Raw genomic sequence first — 18,995 nt, forward strand, 5'->3', positions numbered from 1 at the left:
GAGCTTCGCTCGGCCACCTTCTCCCACAAGGGGAGAAGGGAAGTCGCCGCTGTGCTGTTTCATCATCAAATCAATTCCCTGCCTGTGTCTGCGGCAAGAGATAGCCTGATGTCGAATGGTTGAGATTGAGATAGCGCGCGGCAACCGCCTTGACTTCGTCGGCGGTGACCTTGCGGATGCGGCTCGGCCATTCCTCGACATCCCTGACGCTGCCGCCGGTGGCGAGCGTCGCGCCGTAGATGTTGGCCATCGAATCCTGCTTGTCGCGGGCGAAGATCATCGAGCGGACGAAACGATCCTTGGCCTTCTCCAGCTCGTCCGACGTGACGCCGTCCTTGGCGATGCGGGCGACCTCGACCTCGACCGCCGCCTGGACATCGGCCAGCTTGGCGTCGCCGCGCGGCGCGCCATAGACGGTGAAGTTGGTGGCATCGAGCATGGTGCCCTGAAAGAAGGCGCCGGCCTCGGCGGCGATGCCTTGCTTGACGACAAGCTGCTGGTGGAGCCGGCTGCGGCTACCGCCGCCGAGGATCTCCGCCAGCAGGTCCAGCGCCTCCGCTTCACCCGGCTTTGCAGTGTGATAGGAGGGAACCACCCATTGAGTCGAAAAGTTCGGCACACTGACACGCGCGTCAGTGAGCGTCACCGTGCGCCTGGTGTTCTGCTCCGGTTCGACCGGACGGATGCGCGGCGGCAGGTCTGGACCGCGCGCGATCTTGCCATAGGTCTTTTCGGCCAGCGCCTTGACCACTTCCGGCTCGACATCGCCAGCCACCACAAGCACGGCGTTGTTGGGCGTGTAATATTTGTCGTAGAAGGCTTTGGCGTCGGTGCGGTTCAGCTTCTCCATCTCCTGCATCCAGCCGATCACCGGAATGCGATAGGGCTGGTTCTGCCAGAGGGTGGCATCGATCTCTTCGCCGAGCACTGCCTGCGGATTGCTGTCGATGCGCGAGCGGCGTTCCTCGAGGATGACGTCGCGCTCGGTGGCGATGACATCGTCGTTGAGGATGAGGTTGCGCATGCGATCGGCTTCGAAATCCATCATCTGCTCGAGCGCCTGCGGCACCACCGTCTCGTAAAAGGCGGTGTAGTCGTAGGAGGTGAAAGCGTTGTTGGAGCCGCCAATGGCGGAGACGGCGCGGTCGAACGCGCCGGCGGGATGATTGGTCGTTGCCTTGAACATCAGATGCTCGAAGAAATGGGCGATGCCGGACTTGCCCGGCGGCTCATCCGCGCTGCCGATCTTGTACCACACCATATGAGTGACGATCGGCGCGCGGTGATCGGGGATGACGACAACCTCCATGCCGTTGTCGAGCAAGAAGTTCGTCACCTTGCCGTCGTCCGGCCTGGTGTCGGCCAGAACCGGGCCGGTCATCACGAGAGCCAGCGCCAAGACCGTTCCGCGCAGCCATTCAGCCTGAGATGTCATCAATGGCTCCGGTTGTCATGGGGTGGGACGATAGGCGGGGACGGCGACACAGGCAAAGTGATTTGTTCGTCATTTTCGCGCGCAAAGGAGGCCGAACTCAGGCGACCGAGTTTCAGGCGGCTTCGATGAAGCGGATGACGGTCTCGCCATAGCTGCGCTCGTCTACAACCGAAAAGCCCGGCCCTGCCTCGAAGGGCGCCGCCGCCGCCTCCTCGACGACGCAGAGCGCGCCGGGGACGAGCCAGCCGCCGGCCTTGGCCGAGCGCAAGGCAAGCTCGCCCAGGCCCTTGCCATAGGGCGGATCTGCGAACACCAGGCCGAACGCGGCCATCGTGCCGGCCTCGCCCAAAGCCGTGGCGTCGCGGCGGAATATCTTGGTACGCCCGGTGAGGCCAAAGGCCTCGACATTGGTGCGGATCAGGCCACGCCCTTCCGCCGATTCTTCGATGAAGACGCCGTAAGAAGCACCGCGTGACAGCGCTTCGAGGCCGAGCGCACCGGTGCCAGCGAACAGGTCGAGCACGCGCGCGCCGTCCAGCCGAATGGGAAAGCGATGCGCCAGCACATTGAAGACAGCCTCGCGGGTCCGGTCGGTGGTCGGGCGGATGGCGCTTGAGCGGGGCGCCACCAGCGGACGCCCGCGAAACTCACCGCCGACGATCCGCATTGCTTCCCCTTGATCCCCCAGGGCCGCTGCGCGGCCGGTCGCCATCACTCTTGCCGGAATTTGGGCGCTCGCCGCGCGGCTTGCCGAACGGCTTTGCGCCGCCGGGTTTTCCCGCTCCCGGTTTTCCACTGGCGGGCTTGCCGTAAGACGGCTTGAACGAGGCCTTGCGCGCCTTGGCTTCGGCTGCCTTGGCGGCATCGGCGTCCGCCCTGCCCTTGCCGATCGGCCGCGCGCCCGGCGCCATCCAGACGTTGGCCTTGCGCTGGCCCGGCGGCTCGATCGGGCGCTGCTCGCGTTCGGACTTTTTCCCACCGCCCGATTTGCCGCCGAATCCACCAGGCCCGCTACGTTCAGATTTGGGGCCGCGATCGCCGAAGCCGCCGCGTTCGGGCCCGCTACGTTCAGACTTGGGGCCACGCTCACCAAAGCTCTTTTCCGGCCCAAAGCTTCTGCCTGGACTTGTCGACAGCTTGCCCAGCGCCTCGTCGCGGCTGCCTTCGCGGCGCTTGCGGTTCTTGATCAATCCGCCTTCGCCGATCGGACGGCGTTCGCCGTCGCGGGTGAATTTCGGCCGCTCCGGTTCCGCTTCCCGCACCGCTTCACGCCGCACCGGCTTATTGGAGAACGGCTTGGTGATCTCGGCGTCGAAATTGGCGCCGGATTCTTCGACAAGACGTTCGCCGAGCTGGTCCCGCAGCACGCGGCCCTTGATCTCCAGCACATGGCCCTCGGGCAGGTCGTCGAGTTGGAACGGCCCGTAGGAAATGCGGATCAGCCGCGTCACGTCGAGCCCAAGCGAGCCCAGTATGTTCCTGACTTCGCGGTTCTTGCCTTCGCGCAGGCCGAGCGTCAGCCAGGCATTGGTGCCTTGCTCGCGATCGAGCGTCGCCTCGATGGCGCCGTAGAAGACGCCATCGACGGCGATGCCTTCGCGCAAGCCGGCGAGCGCACTTTCCTCGACCTTGCCATGGACGCGCACGCGGTAGCGCCTTAGCCAGCCGGTGGCCGGCAGTTCGAGCACGCGCGACAGGCCGCCATCGTTGGTGAGCAGCAGCAGGCCTTCGGTGTTGATGTCGAGCCGGCCGATGGTCATCAGCCGCGGCAGGTCGGCCGGCAGCACGTCGAAGACGGTTTTGCGGCCCTCAGGATCACGGTTGGTGGTGACCACGCCAGCCGGCTTATGGAACAGGAACAGCCGGGTGCGCTCGATCGGCGGGATCTCCATGCCGTCGAGATGGATGATGTCGCCGGGCATCACATTGAAGGCCGGCGAGGACAGCACTCTTCCATTGACCTTGACGCGGCCGGCCGCGATCAGCTCCTCGGCGTCGCGGCGCGAGGCAAGGCCGGCGCGGGCCAGCCGCTTGGCAATGCGCTCGCCAGCCTCTTCCGCCGCTTCGGCCGGACGCGGGCGCGGCTTGAAGCCACCGCCCGATGCTCCCTGAGGTCGCTCACCGCCAAAATCGGGCTTGGGCCGGTCGCCGAAGTCGCGCTTGGGGCGATCACTGAAGTCTCCCTTGGGACGGTCGAACTTGGGACGGTCGAAGCGCCTCTCGCCGCGCTCGCCTTCGGCAGCCGCTGGCCGGTCACTGCGTGGCGCATAGGGCTTGCGCGGCCCTTCGCGCTTCTCGTAAGGCTTGCCTTCCGCACGCGGCGCTTTGCTGAACGGCCTGTCGCCGCTTTTGAAATCACGCTTCGGCCGCTCGCCGTCAGCCGCCATCGGGCGTTCGCCGCGTGGCGCATAGGGTTTGCGCGGTCCTTCACGTTTTTCATAGGGCTTGCCTTCAGGGCGAGGTCCCTTGCTGAACGGCCTGTCGCCGCTTTTGAAGTCGCGCTTCGGCCGCTCGCCGTCAGCCGCAATCGGGCGGTCGCCGCGTGGCGCATAGGGTTTGCGCGGCCCCTCGCGCTTTTCATAGGGCTTGCCTTCAGGGCGCGGTCCCTTGCTGAACGGCCTATCGCCGCTTTTGAAATCGCGCTTCGGCCGCTCGCCGTCAGCCGCCATCGGGCGTTCGCCGCGTGGCGCATAGGGTTTTTTCGCGCCGAAAGACGGCTTACCGCCTTTGCCAGCAGCGGCATCACGACCACGCGGGCCCGACGGTTTCGGGCCGCTCTTGCGCGGGCCTTTTTGGCCCGGGAATTTCTTGTTTTTGTCGTCCATGTGGCCTTTGCTCGTTTGGGCGGGTAAATAACAGGATCACGCTTGAGTAGCGAGGAGATAATAGGAATGGAAACCGCTTGAAGCGGCCGGACTTCATGACGCTGGCGTTGAAAGAGGCCGAAACCGCCGCCTTGCGTGGCGAAGTGCCGGTCGGCGCGGTCATCGCCAGCGGTGATACGGTCGTTGCCAGTGCCGGCAACCGCACCCGCGAGCTCGCCGATCCCACGGCCCATGCCGAAATGCTGGTGATCCGCGAAGCCTGCAGCAAGCTGTCGAGCGAGCGGCTCACCGGTTACGATCTCTATGTGACGCTGGAGCCCTGCGCCATGTGCGCCGGTGCTATTTCCTTCGCCAGGCTGCGCCGGCTCTATTTCGGCGCCGCCGACGAGAAAGGCGGGGCTGTCGTCAACGGCGTGCGCTTCTTCGCCTCACAGACCTGCCACCATGTTCCAGACATCTATCCAGGCATGGCCGAAACCGACGCGGCGCTGCTTCTGAAGGATTTCTTCAGGGAGCGACGCGAACCGTAGCCAGCTCTCCCTGGAGCGCTTTCTTTTAACGCATTTTGTCGGACGCCAAACAAAGACGTTCGGCTGCAAAATGCTCTAGCGCCGAAAGCTTACCACGGCAGCCAGTCGAACATGCCGCCGCTCTTGTTCTTGGCGGCCGCTTCCTTCTTGAGGCGGCGTTCCTTCTTGTACTCGTCCTCGCCGAGATCGCCCGTCGGCGCGGTGTCGGCAGCGGCGCGGTATTGCACCGGCGGCTCGCTTAGATATCTGCGGGTGTTCGGGTCACCCTGCTTGGCTTCGGCGAGACGGCGCTTGACCTCAGCGGCGCGGCCCTTGTCCGAATCCGCCGGAGACCAGGCCGGCGGATGACTGGATCCCGACTGCGCCATCGCGGTCTTGATCGCCGTCGGATCCGTCTGGACGTCATCGACGATTTGCGCCTGGTAGGCCGGATCGTCCTGATGGAGCGTAGCATCGGCGCGTAGGCGAGCGCGGCGTTGCTCGGGCGATTCGGGCCAATCGGCGCTTGCCGTCGCGATGCTGTCCTGCGGCGGCGGCAGTTCCTTCTGCCCCGGCGCCGGCTTCACCAGTTCGGGACGCGGCTTGTAGTCGATCCTGTCCTTGTTCTTCGGCACGACTGAGAAAGCGCTGGTGAGATCGCCGGCAAGCTGGGCGGAGGCGGACTTGTCGGTTCCGTAGGTCGGCGAGCCCATGCAGCCGGACAGGGCCAAGCCGGATACGACAAGCGGCGCCAGCAGCGCAACGCGCACGCAAGTTCTTTCGGTCATGCCAAAAAGTCCCACTCTAGACAGCCTCTCGATCGCCACCGGCCAAAGGTCCGGTCCCCATCGCCTATGCTCTTCCGACGGAAATCCGGCGACAATTTGTCGTCCGGAGTTTCGCGTGTTTATCTCAACCACTCGTTAAGGGCAACGCGCCGGGGCCGATCAGCCGTCCGCCGTGGCATTTGTGCACCGATATGGCGGCTGTGCATGTCGTTATCCCAAAACCGCTACGCACCCCCGGGTCAGGCCCGGGGGCATGCTTTTGGGCGACATGCATTAAATCCGACCAAGCGCCTTCAATTCATGCAGGACCGCCGCATCCCGGGCCGAAACATCGGGGAATTCCGCGTCGCTGCCGACATCGGCGGTATAGCGCCAGGAGCGCGCGCATTTGACCAGGCCCCTCGCCTCGGCCTTCTCGACCACGACGGCGACGCCCCTGACGTCGTCCAGCGCGAAGGCGCCGGAAGGCGCGCTGCCGTGGACAATGACCAGATCGCTGGTGATCGCCATCTCGGCCATGTCGACATCTGAAATCGCCGCTTCGAGCGCCGCATCGTCGAGCCTGACGACCGGCACCGCTTCCAGCGACGAGCCGATGACCTTCTGCGCACGTGCGATCTCCAATGCGCCGGTGACGACACGGCGAACCTGCCGGATCTTGCGCCATTTTTCCGCCAGCACCTCGTTCTTCCAGTCGGCCGGGATTTGCGGAAACTGGTCGAGATGCACCGAGACGGCACCCGGATGACGGTCAAGCCAGGCCTCCTCCATGGTGAAGGGCAGCATCGGCGCCAGCCATTTCACCAGGCAGTCGAAAAGATGGCGCACCACCTGCACGGAGGCCTTGCGCTTCACGCTGGACGGGGCTTCGCAGTAGAGCGCGTCCTTGCGGATGTCGAAATAGAAAGCCGACAGCTCGACCACCATGAAGTCGAGCAGCATGCGGGTGATGCGCTTGAACTCGAACGCGTCGTAGCCCGCGCGAACGACTTCATCGAGTTCGGAGAGCCGGTGCAGCATCAGCCGTTCCAGTTCCGGCATCTTGTCCAGTGGCACTTCCTCGCCATCGTCATGGGCAAGCGTGCCCAGCATCCAGCGAATGGTGTTGCGCAGCTTGCGATAGGCGTCGATGTTGGTCTGCAGCACATTCTTGCCGAGCCGCTGGTCTTCCCAATAATCGGTCGTCACCACCCATAGCCGCAGGATATCGGCGCCCGACTGCTTGATGACGTCCTGCGGCACCACGGTGTTGCCGAGCGACTTCGACATTTTCCGTCCCTCTTCGTCCATGGTGAAACCATGGGTGACGACGGTGTCGTAAGGCGCCCTGCCCCTGGTGCCGCAGCTTTCGAGCAGCGAGGAATGGAACCAGCCGCGATGCTGGTCGGAGCCCTCCAGGTAGACGTCGGCCGGCCACTTCAGGTCCGGACGATCCTCGAGCGTAAAGACATGGGTCGAGCCCGAATCGAACCAGACGTCGAGGATGTCCATTACCTGCTGCCATTTCGAGGCATCGTGATTACCGAGGAAACGCTCCTTGGCGCCGGCCGCGAACCATGCGTCGGCGCCTTCCTTCTCGAAGGCGTCCATGATGCGCTGGTTGACCGCCTCGTCGCGCAGGACATTTCCGTCTTCATCGGCGAAGACGGCGATCGGCACGCCCCAGGCGCGCTGGCGCGACAGCACCCAATCGGGACGCTCCTCGATCATCGCGCGGATGCGGTTCTGGCCGGCGGCCGGCACGAAACGGGTGTCGTCGATCGCCTTCAAGGCACGGCTGCGCAGGGTCGTGCCGTCGCCCAGCTCCTTGTCCATATAGACGAACCATTGCGGCGTGTTGCGGAAGATGATCGGCTTCTTCGAGCGCCACGAATGCGGATAGGAATGCTTCAACCGCCCGCGCGCGAAGAGCGCATTGCGCTTGATCAATTCGTCGATGACCGCCTGATTAGCGTCGCCTTTCTTGCCATTGTCGTCGATGACACGCGCAGCACCGCCCTCGCGATCCGGACCAAAGCCCGGCGCGTCCTTGGTGAAAAAGCCGGCATCGTCGACGGGGAACGGGATCGCCGTGTCGATGCCGCGCGCCTGCAGATCCGATACGGCATCCGTCCAGGCATCGAAATCCTCACGACCATGGCTTGGCGAGGTGTGGACGAAGCCGGTGCCGGCCTCGTCGGTGACATGGTCGCCGGCGAGCATCGGCACAGGGAATTCATAACCACCGTTCAAACCCTTGAAGGGATGGGAAAGCGTAAGGCTTCCAAGCTGTTCCGCCGAAACGCTATGAAGGCGATTCAAGGTGACTTTTGCCTTGGCTGCGGCATCCTCGGCCAGCGCGTCGGCGAAGATCAGCTTTTCGCCGGGCTGTGGGCCGAAGGCATTTTCGGCCGCGGTCACCTCGTAGAGGCCATAGTTGATGCGTGGTGAATAGTTGACGGCCCGGTTGCCGGGGATGGTCCAGGGCGTCGTCGTCCAGATGACGACATGGGCCTCCAGCAAGTCCAGTGACGTCTCCGTCAGCTTCGGATCCAGGGCTGGCTGCCCGTCTTCGATGTTGGTGACCTGCCGAGCGAGGCTGACGACCGGAAACTTCGCCCATATCGTGTCGCTCTCATAGTCCTGGTACTCGACCTCGGCCTCAGCCAGCGCGGTGCGCTCGACCACGCTCCACATTACCGGCTTGGAGCCGCGATAGAGCTGGCCCGACATGGCGAATTTCAGCAACTCGCCGGCGATCCGCGCCTCGGCATGGAACGCCATCGTCATATAGGGGTTGTCGAAATCGCCGACGACGCCCAGCCGTTGAAATTCTGCGCCCTGCACCTTGATCCAGTGCGCGGCGAACTCGCGGCATTCCTTGCGGAACTCGTTGACCGGCACCTCGTCCTTGTTCTTGCCCTTGGCGCGATACTGCTCCTCGATCTTCCATTCGATCGGCAGGCCGTGGCAATCCCAGCCGGGCACGTAGTTCGAATCGTAGCCGCGCATCTGGAACGAGCGGGTGATGACGTCCTTGAGGATCTTATTCAGCGCATGGCCGATATGAATGTTGCCGTTGGCGTAGGGCGGGCCGTCATGCAGGACGTATTTTTCGCGGCCGGCAGCGTTTTCGCGCAGCTTGCGGTAAAGGTCCATGTCCTGCCAGCGCTTGACCAGCAGCGGCTCCTTCTCGGGCAAGCCGGCGCGCATCGGGAAATCCGTCTGCGGCAGATAAAGCGTCTTGGAATAGTCGATCGTTTCGCCAGTGTCGGTCATTGGGGCGTCGGTCGTCGTTGGGGTGTCGGTCATTGGTCTGCCATATGCATTGCCCGGCGGCAAAAGAGCCCGGGTGTTGAAGTCTTCGCTTTGACACATATCGTTTTCCCAAAACCGGACCCACTTTTGGGCGATATGCGTTGATGATCTGGAAAAAGCGCGAGAGGGCACGCGCAATATTCCCGGCGGTTCCGGCGGCGCTCAGGCCGCAGGGAACACCGGGCTGGTAATTCGTATCGCAATCGCCAAAGCGCGAGTAAAATGCATCATAACCGGGCTTTTAGACGAGGCCGGCCCTGTTGGAAAGCCCGAACTCGTGGCCGCTTTCCTGTCAGCGGCGTATCTGTCGACGTTCTTGCAGTCTGTGCCAATTGCGCCTATGTACATGGGCAAATGGCAGTGGAGCCAAACTATGTCCAGTTTGCACATCAAGGTCCAGTCGAACTCGAACACAGAACGAGCCGGCGCGAATGCCGCAATCCCCGATGCAGCAACAGAGCGGTTTCTGGTTCACATCTCCAGGGTCGAAGGACTTCGTCAGATCGGCTTCAGCAATGATGAGATCTTTCAAATCGTTGGACCGCGGCGCACGCTGGCTCGGCGCAGGGAGCGAAACGAGACGCTGACGATCGCCGAATCCGACCGCGTCGTGCGACTTGAGCGGATCTCAGCGATGGCGGATCGGGTTTTTGGCAATCACGAAAAGGCGCAGCGTTGGCTACGCAAGCGCAGCAGAGTGCTCAACGAGACGCCAATCAACCTGCTGCAGTCGGAGACGGGTGCAGTCCTGGTGGAGGAAGAGCTCCATCGTATCGACCACGGCATCTTCGCCTGACTTATGAGGCTTTGGCGCATTTCCGGCTACGCGGACCTTTTAGGCGTTGGCGGATTGGTCAGCTCCGGCCGTTGGCACGTCATGGGAATACCTATCGTCTACTGCGCCGATCATCCAGCCACCGCGCTTCTCGAGATCCTGGTGCATGTCGACGCGGAAGACATGCCCCAGACTTATCAGCTCCTGGAGATCGACGTGCCGGACGACATTGCTGTCGCGTCTGCCGAATTGCCTGGTGACTGGAAGGATGACCTGGCCACAACGCAGCGCCTCGGGACGGACTTTGTCACTGCTGCCATCCACTCCGTCATGCAAGTCCCTTGTGCAATTGTCCCGTTCACAAGGAACTATCTCCTCAATCCGGATTTGCTGGGTCGCGACGGCATCCACATCGTGAGCACCACGACGCACCCAGTCGATACCCGCTTGCTGGGATAGAACTCACATCGAGAAATCGAACCGATAGGTCGTCGACACGCCGATCGTGAACTGGTTCCGGTCGCCGCGTTCCTTGACTAGGCTGGAATCGGCCGCTGGACCCATCAGGCGCGAATATTCGCCGAACAGGCTGGCCGTCATCGGCTCGGTCACCTTCCAGGTCACCGCGCCGCCAAGGCCCGCCGACTTCACTCCGCCGCCCGGATGGTATTCGCTGAGGCCCGAAGCCACGGCTTCCTCGGCGTTGACGCCATAATAGGTATCGAAATAGTCCGATGAGGCGAACGAAACGCGCGGCCCGCCCGAGATCCTGACCTCAGGCGTCACATCGTAGAAGGCGTCGGCGGCGATGTCGGCAACAAAGCCGCTATGGGCACGAATGCCGTGGCGCAATTCGGCGCGGGCGCGCAACCAGTCAAGAGGATAGAATTCGAAGAAGCCGCCTGCCTCGCCGCCCCAGCGCACCGGGTCGAGGCCCTTCAGTTCGTCGGCGTCGCCGCCATCGCGCGAAAACAGGATTTTTCCGGCCAGACCGGCGCGGACGCCGCCGTCGTCGATCAGCGCCAGCGAGATGTTGTCGTTGCGCGAGGTGAAGCGCGCCGCGGGACCGGCCTTCCCGAGCGAGATGATCGGCGAGGCACTGAGCAGGTACTTTTTGCTGCCCTCGAAATCCGGCGCGACCATGCCAGTGGCGCCGACCGTCAGATACCAGTCGCCGGACAACCAGCCCAAGGCGCCCTCGCCTGCTTCGGCGGCACCGGTCGGGCCCAGCATGATGGTGGCCAAGACCACCTGAAACAACCTGGCAGAACGCATCGTCACTCCATACGCACGGAACACCGGCAGGAACAACCGGCTTTGCCAAGAGCCATGGCGCCGGTTCGGTAAAATTTGATTTAAGTTCGAAACGCTGGCTCGCTTTTTTGGCGTGGATCCGGCGCAAGCTGCTCGCTGGACGGGCAACGCCTTCGGCGCTACCCTCCAATTGGCAAGATGCCAGGCAACTTCGGTGGAGATGGCGGCAATGACCCTGCAAGGCGATGCTTTAAAGGATGCGATTGGCCAGACGCGGGCGAAATGGGGATGGTTCGTTGGGCTCGGGGTGCTGCTGCTGATCCTCGGCGGCATTGCCTTCGGCAATCTGTTCATCGCCACGGTCGCCTCGGTCTATGTCGTCGGCTGGCTGATGCTGATGGCCGGCATCATCGAGATCATGCATGCCTTCGGCGTGAAGACATGGAGCCGGTTCTTCTACTGGCTGCTCAGCGGCCTTCTCTATGCAGTTGCCGGGTTCTTCGCCTTCTATAACCCGCTGCTGGCCTCGGCGGTGCTGACCTTCCTGCTGGCAGTCGCCCTTCTCGCTTCAGGCGTACTCAGGGCCTGGGTCGGGTATAAGCACAGACCGGACAAAGGCTGGGGCTGGCTTGTTGCGGCCGGCGTGATCAGCGCGCTGGCAGGCCTGGTCATCGCCATGGGCTGGCCAGTCAACAGCGTATGGGTGCTGGGGCTGTTTCTCGCCATCGACCTGATCTTCCAGGGCTGGGCCTTCATTGCGGTCGGCCTGGCGTTGAAGAAGTAGGTTCAAAAAGCAACGGCTGCGTCGAGCTCGGAAAGCGGGCTGACGCCGGCAAGCAGCGCCCTCGCCTCGGCTTCGTCGCGCTTCATCTGCGCGACCAGCGCATCCAGCCCCTCGAACTTCACCTCCGCGCGCAGGAAACCGAAGAAGGACACCGCGCATAGCTCGCCGTAGAGATCGCCGGAAAAGTCGAAAACGAAGGTTTCAAGAAGCGGCGCGCCGTTGTCGTCGACGGTCGGGCGGCGGCCGAAGCTGGCAACACCGTCATAAAGCGTGCCGTCGGCGCGACGGAAGCGGACGGCATAAATCCCTTCCTTCAGAGAGGCTTCCGGCGAAAGCCTCATATTGGCGGTTGGAAAGCCGAGCGTCCGGCCAAGCCGTTGGCCGCCGATTACCTCGCTCTCGACCGTGAAGCGATAGCCGAGCAGGCCGGCTGCTTCAGCCACCGCGCCTTCGCCGAGCTGCGCGCGGATCCGGCTCGACGACACCACCTCGGCGCCCTCGTCGCGAAACGCGTCGACCAGCGTGACGCCGAAGCCGTGGCGCTCGCCGGCCGCCATCAGATAGGCCGGGCCGCCCTGTCGGTCCTTGCCGAAGTGAAAATCGAAGCCGGTCACGGCGTGAATGATGCCGAGATTCCTGTCCAGCACGTCGGTCACGAATGCTTCCGCCGATAACGAAGCGAAGTCGCGCGTGAACGGCTGTTCGACGAGTGCGGCAAAGCCCAGATACGACAGCAGCCGTGCCTTCATCGGCGGCGGCGTCAGCACGAACAGCGGCATATCAGGCCGGAACACCTTTCTGGGATGCGGCTCGAACGTCAGCACCAGAGCCGGCACACCACGCCGGCGGGCCTCGGCAAGCGCGCGCTCGAGCACGGCCTGATGACCGCGGTGAACGCCATCGAAATTGCCGATCGCCACCACGCCGCCCCGCAAAGGGGCCGGCAGCGGCGAGATTGCAGAAACGCGTTCGAAGGCTTCCGTCATTTAGAGGCTTCCGTCATCGAGCGATCCTATAGCAGTCTTGGCCCTATAGCAGTTTTGGCCCTATTGCAGTTTTGGAATGACCGCGACCGGCCGATAGCCGTGCTTTTCAAGAAAGGCTGTTAGCCTGGCCGGATCCGGTTGTAGCGGATTGCCGTAGTCGCGGGCATGGATGCCGCCCGACACGTAGAGCACGTCGAAGCCGTTGTCGGCAGCACCTTTGATGTCAGTCATCATGCCATCGCCAATCGCCAGCACATCCGAACGCTCGACCGGACGGCCGAGCAGGTCAGCGACCTCCTTCATCGCGACGTCGTAGACCGGCGCATAAGGTTTTCCAGCGATCAGCGTGCGCCCGCCGAGCTGGGCATAGTCGCGAGCCAGCGCCCCGGCGCACCAGATCATCCGTTCGCCGCGCTCGACCACGATATCGGGATTGGCGCAGATGAACGGCAGGTCCCTAGCGCGTAGCCGCCGCAGAAGATCGGCATAGTCCTCCGGCTTTTCCACCTCGTCGTCGAACAGCCCGGTGCAGACGACGCCCGATGCTTCAAACTCCTCGACCAGCTCGACATCGAGACCGCCATAGAGCGTGAAATCGCGATCGGCGCCGATGTGGAAGATTTTTCGCGGCCCTTCGGCGATCAGGTCGCGGGTGACGTCGCCGGAGGTGACGACGCGGTCGTAGGCCGCCGCGGGAACGCCGATCGCGTCCATCTGCGCCACCACATCGGCGCTTCGACGCGGCGAATTGGTGATCAGGACCACAGCTATCTTCGCTTCGCGCGCGGTGGCCAACGCCAGAGCCGCGGCCGGAAAATGCCGTTCGCCATTGTGGACCACGCCCCAGACATCGCACAGAATGGCAGAATAGGCTTCCGACAAAGCCGCGAGCGAGCCGATGATATCGGGCGAATCCGCCATATCGTTTCCCAAATCATGATGGTTGCGAGTGCCGCCGCCGACGGTCCGCCGCAGCATGCCCGCATTAACCGAAGCTCTTCACCCTGTCACCAGCTTTTGCAAACGTTCAGGATTGCCGCCAGCGATAAAGCCAAGATTGCAAGCACAAAAGTCCCTCATTTTCCGGAGCTTTAGCCGTCCTGGAGGCTTCGCGGCGATCCAGTTCGTTGTCGCCACCGGCGTGGTTAACGGGTTTTGAAAAAATGTGCTGATCTTGGACGCATTTTAGCAATCCGAAATTTAAACATTCATGGCATCGTTCGCCGACAAAGGGGTTCTGGCGGGGTGCTGAAGGCAATGATCCGGAAATTCGGTAGGGACCGGCGTGGCAACTATGCGCTGATGACGGTCATCACCATGGTGCCGCTGATGGGCGGATTGGCGCTCGGCATCGATTACTCGGAACTGCTTCGCCAGAAGCACAACACCCTGAACGCGCTGGATGCCGCCGGCATCGCCACCGCTCAGCAGATCGTTGCCGGCGCAAGCGACGACGACGCCAAGGCCTATGCCAAGACCTTCTTCGAAGCCAATCTTGGCCACGTCAATCCGGCGAATACGTCGCTTACCATCACCCTGCCCAACAGCAATGCGGGTGGCGGCACGTTGAAGCTTTGCAGCGCCGTGACGTATAGCCCCTATTTTCTACCGGCTGCCGCCATGCTGACGGGTGGGACCGCCAGCGATACAACCTTCACGGCCTGCTCGGAGATCCGCCTCAAGAACACGCTGGAAGTAGCCCTTGTGCTCGACAATTCCGGCTCGATGAACGACCTTGGTTCGGGCACCGGTGCGAAGCGAATAGACCTGCTGAAAACCGCCGCCAAGCAGCTTGTCGATACGCTGGCGCTGCAGGCACAGCAGATGAGGCAGGTCAACAAGCCGGTGCAGTTCTCTCTTGTGCCGTTCGCCGCGTCGGTCAATGTCGGCCCGACCCATGACCAGGATGGTTGGATGGATCAGGACGGCATCTCCCCGATCCAGCATGAGGATTTCGACTGGACGACGATGACCGCGGCCAACGACCCGAACAGATATGCCGAGAAGCTCAACGGCGTCTGGTACAAGCGCGGCACCGGCTGGGGAGACACCGAGGACCAGCCTCTGACCCGCTTCAGCCTGTACGCCGACATGACGGTCGAGTCCGGCCGCGAGGAGGTGCCCAACACCAAGCAGTATATCTGCGACGAATACAGGAGAAACGGCACGTGCCGGAGCGGCCATTGGACCACGCCGGAATACATCTACACCACCAGCCGCTATGCGAGCTGGCAGGGCTGCGTGGAGGCACGGCCGTATCCGTATAATAACGACGACACGACGCCCAATGCCGCCACGCCGGCCACGCTGTTCGTGCCGATGTTCGCACCGGACGAGGCTGGCACCCTCTGGCTCGATTTCAACCGCGACGGTGTCAACGACGTCAACAGCACGTCGTATAATTACGGCAACAACTGGTGGGCCGACTGGCCCTACATCGCAAATCCAACCGCCTCCGAGCGGCAGTCGGACATGCGTAAATATTTCCTGGTCAAGCCTTACGGCTCGAAGTCGGCTGCCTCGGGCGACGGCCCGAACTCGTCCTGCACGACCAACCCGATCACGCCGCTCAAAGATGTGAGCCAGCTTGCCCAGAAGGAGGAGATCAACGACGCCATCGACGCCATGGTCCCGAACGGCAACACCAACGTGCCGGAGGGCCTTGCCTGGGGCTGGCGGACCGTGTCGAGCAACGAACCGTTTACCGAGGGCCGGACGAACACCGAAAAGGGCAACGACAAAGTCGTCATCGTGCTGACCGACGGCGCCAATACTTACAGCGCCGTCAGCGACAGCGGCTATGCCAATAACAGGTCGACCTACGCCGCTTACGGTTACACCGGCCTGACATATCCGGGGTCGGGAAGCGTGACGCGCCTGTTCATGAACACAAGCAGCGACATCGGCAAGACCACCTACACCGGCACCAACTACACGGCCGCGCTGGACGAGCAGATGCAGATGCTTTGCGCCAACGCCAAGACTTCGAACATTCTCGTCATGACCGTTGCGCTCGACCTGTCGACCACCGATACCGGCGACAAGAAAGCACTCGACGCACTGAAGGCCTGTTCCTCGAATTCGCGCTTTCGCAAGGATCCCACCGATCCGACCAAGCCGGCCAAGCTGTTCTGGAACGCGACCGGGGCGACGCTGTCGGACAATTTCAAGGAAATCGCCAACGAATTGTCGAACCTGCGCATCGTCGGCTGAGCGGCGCGCCATTGCCCAGAAGCCACAGGCTGGCGGGACAGCGCCCCCTCTGGCCTGCCGGCCATCTCCCCAGCGGGGCGCGAAGGATCGCTGATTAACCGTTCTTCCGGCTGATAGCGGGCTGGCGCAAAGGCTATCGCCACCTTGCCCTTGCGGCGGTTGAACGGACATGGTGAGTGTCCTCCACCATCGGAGATGCGCCTGTGCCCGACGCCGCCAACCATCTCGCTTTCGCGCTGGTCTGCCTCGGCATGGTGCTGACGCCCGGCCCGAACATGATCTATTTGATCTCGCGGTCGCTGTCACAGGGACCGAAGGCCGGCCTGATTTCGCTCGGTGGCGTGGCGCTCGGCTTTGTCTTCTACGTGTTGTCGGCGGCATTCGGCATCACTGCACTGCTGCTCGCCGTGCCTTACGCCTACGATGTGCTGCGCTTTGCCGGCGCGCTCTATCTGCTGTGGCTTGCCTGGCAAGCCGTGAGGCCGGGCGGACGCTCGCCGTTCCAGGTCCGGGAACTGCCTAAGGACGGGCCGCGCAAATTGTTCGCCATGGGCCTGATGACCAATCTGCTCAACCCGAAGGTGGCGGTGCTTTATCTGTCGCTGCTGCCGCAGTTCATCAGCCCCGGCAAGGGCCATGTGCTGTCGCAGCTTCTGGTCCTCGGCACCACGCAGATCGCGATCAGCCTCACCGTCAACGCGATCATCGCAGTGACGGCCGGCTCGATCGCCGTCTTCCTCGCTGGCCGGCCGCTGTGGCTGGTGATCCAGCGCTGGATGATGGGCACGGTGCTGACCGCGCTAGCCCTGAAGATGGCGACCGAAGCGCAGCGCTAGCCCTGCGTCTGCTTACATCGGCCGCCGGTCCTGCTGCACCCGCTCCGGCTCGACCACCCTGCGATAGAGGTGCCACGTCGCATGGCCAAGCACCGGCATGACGACAGCGAGCCCGGCAAACAGCGGAATCGAGCCGATGACCAGCAACACCGCCACTATCAGGCCCCACAGCGCCATCTGCAGCGGGTTAGCCATCACCGCCCGTGCCGATGTCTCGATTGCCGAGACCGCGCCGACATCGCGGTCGAGCAGCAGCGGGAAAGCGACGACGGTCGTCGCCAGCACGATCGCGGCGAAGACGAAGCCAGCCGCATTGCCGAGCAGGATCAGCGTCCAGCCTTTGGGCGTCGTCAGCACCTCGCGCACAAAGCCGCCGATCGAAGCCGGCGGCTGATTGCCGAACAGGCCGGTGTAGATGGATTGCGCGGTGTACAGCCAGAGCAGGAACAGTGCGACGAGCATGACGCCGATGACCGCGATCGCCGGCAGCGCCTTGGAGTGGCGCACGTCGAGCGCGTGCCACCAGGACGTGTCCATGCCGAGCTCACGTCGGCGGCTGATCTCGTAGAGACCGATCGCGGCGAAGGGTCCAAGCAGGGCGAAGCCGGACATCAGCGGGTAGAGGAGCTGGATGGCATAGGAACCGGATGTCGTCCACTGCGCCAGGATCAACCCGACCACCGGATAGATCAGGCACAGGAACACGTAATGCGATGGTTTTGCCCAGAAGTCCTCGACGCCGAGCCGCAGCACATCCATCAGATCCGCCGTGGTGATGCGGCGCACCGTGGGGTGCACGTGCATTCCGCGCGCGTCCGACATGACATGAAAGCTGGCCATGACCATTCTCCCGTGTGTCGGGGCGGTCACCGCCAGGATGGCCGCCCGTAGCTGCCACTTCTCATACAAGCGCTATGATAGCCGATTTAGGGGTGATTGTCGCCAAGTCGACGGTCGCGACGGTAATCCGGCTAGAGCGGGATGCATTTGGGTTGAACGGGGCATCCCGCTTTATCTGTTTGTTTCAGCCGCATTTGTGCGACGCCAAGTGTAACCACTTGGCTGCAAAATGCCCTAGAGATTTCCGACGCCGCCATCGACCAGCAGTTCCGTGCCAACGACGAAGCTCGACTCATCCGATGCCAGAAATACCGCCGCCTTGGCGAGCTCCCAGGGTTTGCCCATCCGGCCGATCGGCACCAGCGCGCGTATCCGATCGCCCAGCGCCCTCTCTTCCGCTTCGGGCAGACCCAGCTTGCCCAGCGCCGGCGTCTCGGTCGGCCCGGGGCTGAGGCCATTGACGCGAATACCGCGCTCGATCATCTCCCCCGAGAGGGTGCGCGCCAACGACAGGAGGCCCGCCTTGCTGGCGGCGTAGGCGCTGCTCTGGGGCAAGCCGATATGGGCACTGACCGAGCCGCACAGGATGATCGACGACGGATTGGAGAACATCGGCAACAGGGCCTGGATCAGAAAGAACGGCCCCTTGAGATTGGTCTGCATCAGACGCTCATAGACCGCCTCGTCCCAATCCTGCAGCGGTTGGTGCATTACATCGCCGGCGTTGATGTTGAGTATATCGAGCCGGGGCCAGCGCTGCGCGAGCTCGGCGGCAAGCGCGCGCTGATCGGCGAGATTGCCGGCATCATTCCTGATCACCTGCGCCGATCCGCCCAGCTCGCGCTGCGCTGCTTCGAGCCCGGACGGGCTTCTGCCAGTGATTGCCACCGTAGCGCCCTCGGCCAGAAACTGGCGCGCGGTTTCGAGACCGATGCCGCTGGTTGCGCCGGTGATGAGGGCATATTTGCCTTTTAAGCGACCCATGATTTGCCTTCCCAATGAGATGAGAACGGCATTGTCGGCATGATAGTATGCTTTGTATAGTAGGCACCGAATGGGTACTAAAGGAAATAATTTCATGGCACAGGCAAAAGCCATCGAGGTCCCGCCAGTCGAAGGCGGAAATGGTGCGACCGATCGTTGCCCGATGATCGATTTCGTCAATCTGGTTTCGGGAAAATGGGCCATTCCCATTCTTTACCGCCTGATCGTCACCGGTTGCCCAATCCGCTTCGGCGAGCTCCAGCGGGCCGTCGCGCCGATTACGCAAAAGGAGCTGACGCGGCAGTTGCGCCTGTTCGAACACCGCGGCCTGGTCTATCGGAGGGTCTATGCCGAGATGCCGCCGCGCGTGGAGTATGAGATAACGCCGCTGGGCAGAACCTTGCGCGGCACGCTGGATTCGCTGGCCGACTGGATGCGTGCCAACGCATCCCACCTGATCACCTGACTG

The 18,995-nt window shown here is 63.0% G+C and carries 17 protein-coding genes; 7 read left to right on the plus strand and 10 right to left on the minus strand.

Annotated elements, in window-relative coordinates:
* Positions 1-70: 70 nt before the first annotated feature.
* The 3 genes from ABID19_RS26640 to ABID19_RS26650 all read right to left on the minus strand — a co-directional run bounded on the left by ABID19_RS26640 (position 71) and on the right by ABID19_RS26650 (position 4,260).
* Positions 71-1,435: a M16 family metallopeptidase gene (locus ABID19_RS26640; protein WP_354493892.1), complete on the minus strand. Its 1,365-nt coding sequence runs from the start codon at positions 1,433-1,435 to the stop codon at positions 71-73.
* Positions 1,436-1,547: 112 nt separating this feature from the next.
* Positions 1,548-2,102: a 16S rRNA (guanine(966)-N(2))-methyltransferase RsmD gene (gene rsmD / locus ABID19_RS26645; protein ID WP_354493893.1), complete on the minus strand. Its 555-nt coding sequence runs from the start codon at positions 2,100-2,102 to the stop codon at positions 1,548-1,550.
* On the minus strand, positions 2,083-4,260 hold the full coding sequence (locus ABID19_RS26650; RefSeq protein ID WP_354493894.1) for a pseudouridine synthase: 2,178 nt from the start codon (positions 4,258-4,260) through the stop codon (positions 2,083-2,085). The genes rsmD and ABID19_RS26650 overlap by 20 nt, the downstream gene beginning before the upstream one ends.
* A 77-nt stretch (positions 4,261-4,337) precedes the next feature.
* On the opposite strand from ABID19_RS26650, the gene ABID19_RS26655 reads away from it, so the two are divergent.
* On the plus strand, positions 4,338-4,790 hold the full coding sequence (locus ABID19_RS26655; RefSeq protein ID WP_354493895.1) for a nucleoside deaminase: 453 nt from the start codon (positions 4,338-4,340) through the stop codon (positions 4,788-4,790).
* An 89-nt stretch (positions 4,791-4,879) separates the two neighbouring features.
* Here ABID19_RS26655 and ABID19_RS26660 read toward each other — a convergent pair whose 3' ends face one another.
* Together ABID19_RS26660 and ileS are read right to left on the minus strand one after the other, a co-directional pair.
* On the minus strand, positions 4,880-5,557 hold the full coding sequence (locus ABID19_RS26660; protein ID WP_354493896.1) for a hypothetical protein: 678 nt from the start codon (positions 5,555-5,557) through the stop codon (positions 4,880-4,882).
* A gap of 273 nt (positions 5,558-5,830) precedes the next feature.
* On the minus strand, positions 5,831-8,815 hold the full coding sequence (gene ileS, locus ABID19_RS26665; protein WP_354493970.1) for an isoleucine--tRNA ligase: 2,985 nt from the start codon (positions 8,813-8,815) through the stop codon (positions 5,831-5,833).
* A gap of 316 nt (positions 8,816-9,131) precedes the next feature.
* Here ileS and parS point away from each other — a divergent pair, with 316 nt between their 5' ends.
* Both parS and ABID19_RS26675 read left to right on the plus strand, forming a co-directional pair.
* Positions 9,132-9,650 (plus strand): type II RES/Xre toxin-antitoxin system antitoxin, encoded by a 519-nt coding sequence (parS, locus tag ABID19_RS26670; protein WP_354493897.1) that lies wholly within the window; start codon positions 9,132-9,134, stop codon positions 9,648-9,650.
* A gap of 3 nt (positions 9,651-9,653) precedes the next feature.
* Positions 9,654-10,088 carry an RES family NAD+ phosphorylase gene (locus ABID19_RS26675; protein WP_354493898.1) on the plus strand — a complete coding sequence of 145 codons (435 nt, stop codon included), beginning with the start codon at positions 9,654-9,656 and terminating at the stop codon, positions 10,086-10,088.
* 3 nt (positions 10,089-10,091) lie between these two features.
* On the opposite strand, the gene ABID19_RS26680 is transcribed toward ABID19_RS26675, so the two are convergent.
* Positions 10,092-10,904 (minus strand): MipA/OmpV family protein, encoded by an 813-nt coding sequence (locus ABID19_RS26680; RefSeq protein ID WP_354493899.1) that lies wholly within the window; start codon positions 10,902-10,904, stop codon positions 10,092-10,094.
* A gap of 208 nt (positions 10,905-11,112) precedes the next feature.
* Between ABID19_RS26680 and ABID19_RS26685 the strand changes: the two genes are divergently transcribed.
* On the plus strand, positions 11,113-11,667 hold the full coding sequence (locus ABID19_RS26685) for an HdeD family acid-resistance protein (RefSeq protein WP_354493900.1): 555 nt from the start codon (positions 11,113-11,115) through the stop codon (positions 11,665-11,667).
* Between the two features lie 2 nt (positions 11,668-11,669).
* Here the strand turns inward: ABID19_RS26685 and ABID19_RS26690 are convergent, their stop codons facing one another.
* Positions 11,670-12,653 carry a bifunctional riboflavin kinase/FAD synthetase gene (locus tag ABID19_RS26690; RefSeq protein ID WP_354493901.1) on the minus strand — a complete coding sequence of 328 codons (984 nt, stop codon included), beginning with the start codon at positions 12,651-12,653 and terminating at the stop codon, positions 11,670-11,672.
* Between the two features lie 60 nt (positions 12,654-12,713).
* Positions 12,714-13,574 carry a TIGR01459 family HAD-type hydrolase gene (locus ABID19_RS26695; protein WP_354493902.1) on the minus strand — a complete coding sequence of 287 codons (861 nt, stop codon included), beginning with the start codon at positions 13,572-13,574 and terminating at the stop codon, positions 12,714-12,716.
* Between the two features lie 336 nt (positions 13,575-13,910).
* On the opposite strand from ABID19_RS26695, the gene ABID19_RS26700 reads away from it, so the two are divergent.
* On the plus strand, positions 13,911-15,866 hold the full coding sequence (locus ABID19_RS26700; RefSeq protein WP_354493903.1) for a pilus assembly protein: 1,956 nt from the start codon (positions 13,911-13,913) through the stop codon (positions 15,864-15,866).
* A gap of 251 nt (positions 15,867-16,117) precedes the next feature.
* Entirely contained in the window at positions 16,118-16,702 is a 585-nt protein-coding gene (locus ABID19_RS26705) for a LysE family translocator (RefSeq protein WP_435528777.1), read from the plus strand.
* Positions 16,703-16,714: 12 nt separating this feature from the next.
* Here ABID19_RS26705 and ABID19_RS26710 read toward each other — a convergent pair whose 3' ends face one another.
* Complete coding sequence (locus ABID19_RS26710) at positions 16,715-17,542, minus strand: DUF2189 domain-containing protein (protein WP_354493904.1); 828 nt, start codon at positions 17,540-17,542, stop codon at positions 16,715-16,717.
* A 234-nt stretch (positions 17,543-17,776) separates the two neighbouring features.
* Complete coding sequence (locus ABID19_RS26715; RefSeq protein WP_354493905.1) at positions 17,777-18,526, minus strand: SDR family oxidoreductase; 750 nt, start codon at positions 18,524-18,526, stop codon at positions 17,777-17,779.
* Positions 18,527-18,689: 163 nt separating this feature from the next.
* On the opposite strand from ABID19_RS26715, the gene ABID19_RS26720 reads away from it, so the two are divergent.
* Complete coding sequence (locus tag ABID19_RS26720; RefSeq protein ID WP_352869470.1) at positions 18,690-18,992, plus strand: winged helix-turn-helix transcriptional regulator; 303 nt, start codon at positions 18,690-18,692, stop codon at positions 18,990-18,992.
* Positions 18,993-18,995 lie beyond the last annotated feature (3 nt).

Origin of the sequence: Mesorhizobium robiniae, from assembly GCF_040545535.1 — a bacterium.
Lineage (GTDB): Bacteria > Pseudomonadota > Alphaproteobacteria > Rhizobiales > Rhizobiaceae > Mesorhizobium > Mesorhizobium robiniae.

Coding starts and splice junctions, on each gene's coding strand:
- ABID19_RS26705 (WP_435528777.1), top strand. CDS start 16,118: ATGGTGCTGACGCCCGGCCCGAACATGATCTATTTGATCTCGCGGTCG.
- ABID19_RS26660 (WP_354493896.1), bottom strand. CDS start 5,557: ATGACCGAAAGAACTTGCGTGCGCGTTGCGCTGCTGGCGCCGCTTGTC.
- rsmD (WP_354493893.1), bottom strand. CDS start 2,102: ATGCGGATCGTCGGCGGTGAGTTTCGCGGGCGTCCGCTGGTGGCGCCC.
- ABID19_RS26695 (WP_354493902.1), bottom strand. CDS start 13,574: ATGGCGGATTCGCCCGATATCATCGGCTCGCTCGCGGCTTTGTCGGAA.
- ABID19_RS26640 (WP_354493892.1), bottom strand. CDS start 1,435: ATGACATCTCAGGCTGAATGGCTGCGCGGAACGGTCTTGGCGCTGGCT.
- ABID19_RS26680 (WP_354493899.1), bottom strand. CDS start 10,904: ATGCGTTCTGCCAGGTTGTTTCAGGTGGTCTTGGCCACCATCATGCTG.
- ABID19_RS26690 (WP_354493901.1), bottom strand. CDS start 12,653: ATGACGGAAGCCTTCGAACGCGTTTCTGCAATCTCGCCGCTGCCGGCC.
- ABID19_RS26650 (WP_354493894.1), bottom strand. CDS start 4,260: ATGGACGACAAAAACAAGAAATTCCCGGGCCAAAAAGGCCCGCGCAAG.
- ABID19_RS26720 (WP_352869470.1), top strand. CDS start 18,690: ATGATCGATTTCGTCAATCTGGTTTCGGGAAAATGGGCCATTCCCATT.
- ileS (WP_354493970.1), bottom strand. CDS start 8,815: ATGACCGACACTGGCGAAACGATCGACTATTCCAAGACGCTTTATCTG.
- ABID19_RS26715 (WP_354493905.1), bottom strand. CDS start 18,526: ATGGGTCGCTTAAAAGGCAAATATGCCCTCATCACCGGCGCAACCAGC.
- ABID19_RS26710 (WP_354493904.1), bottom strand. CDS start 17,542: ATGGCCAGCTTTCATGTCATGTCGGACGCGCGCGGAATGCACGTGCAC.
- ABID19_RS26700 (WP_354493903.1), top strand. CDS start 13,911: ATGATCCGGAAATTCGGTAGGGACCGGCGTGGCAACTATGCGCTGATG.
- ABID19_RS26675 (WP_354493898.1), top strand. CDS start 9,654: ATGAGGCTTTGGCGCATTTCCGGCTACGCGGACCTTTTAGGCGTTGGC.
- ABID19_RS26685 (WP_354493900.1), top strand. CDS start 11,113: ATGACCCTGCAAGGCGATGCTTTAAAGGATGCGATTGGCCAGACGCGG.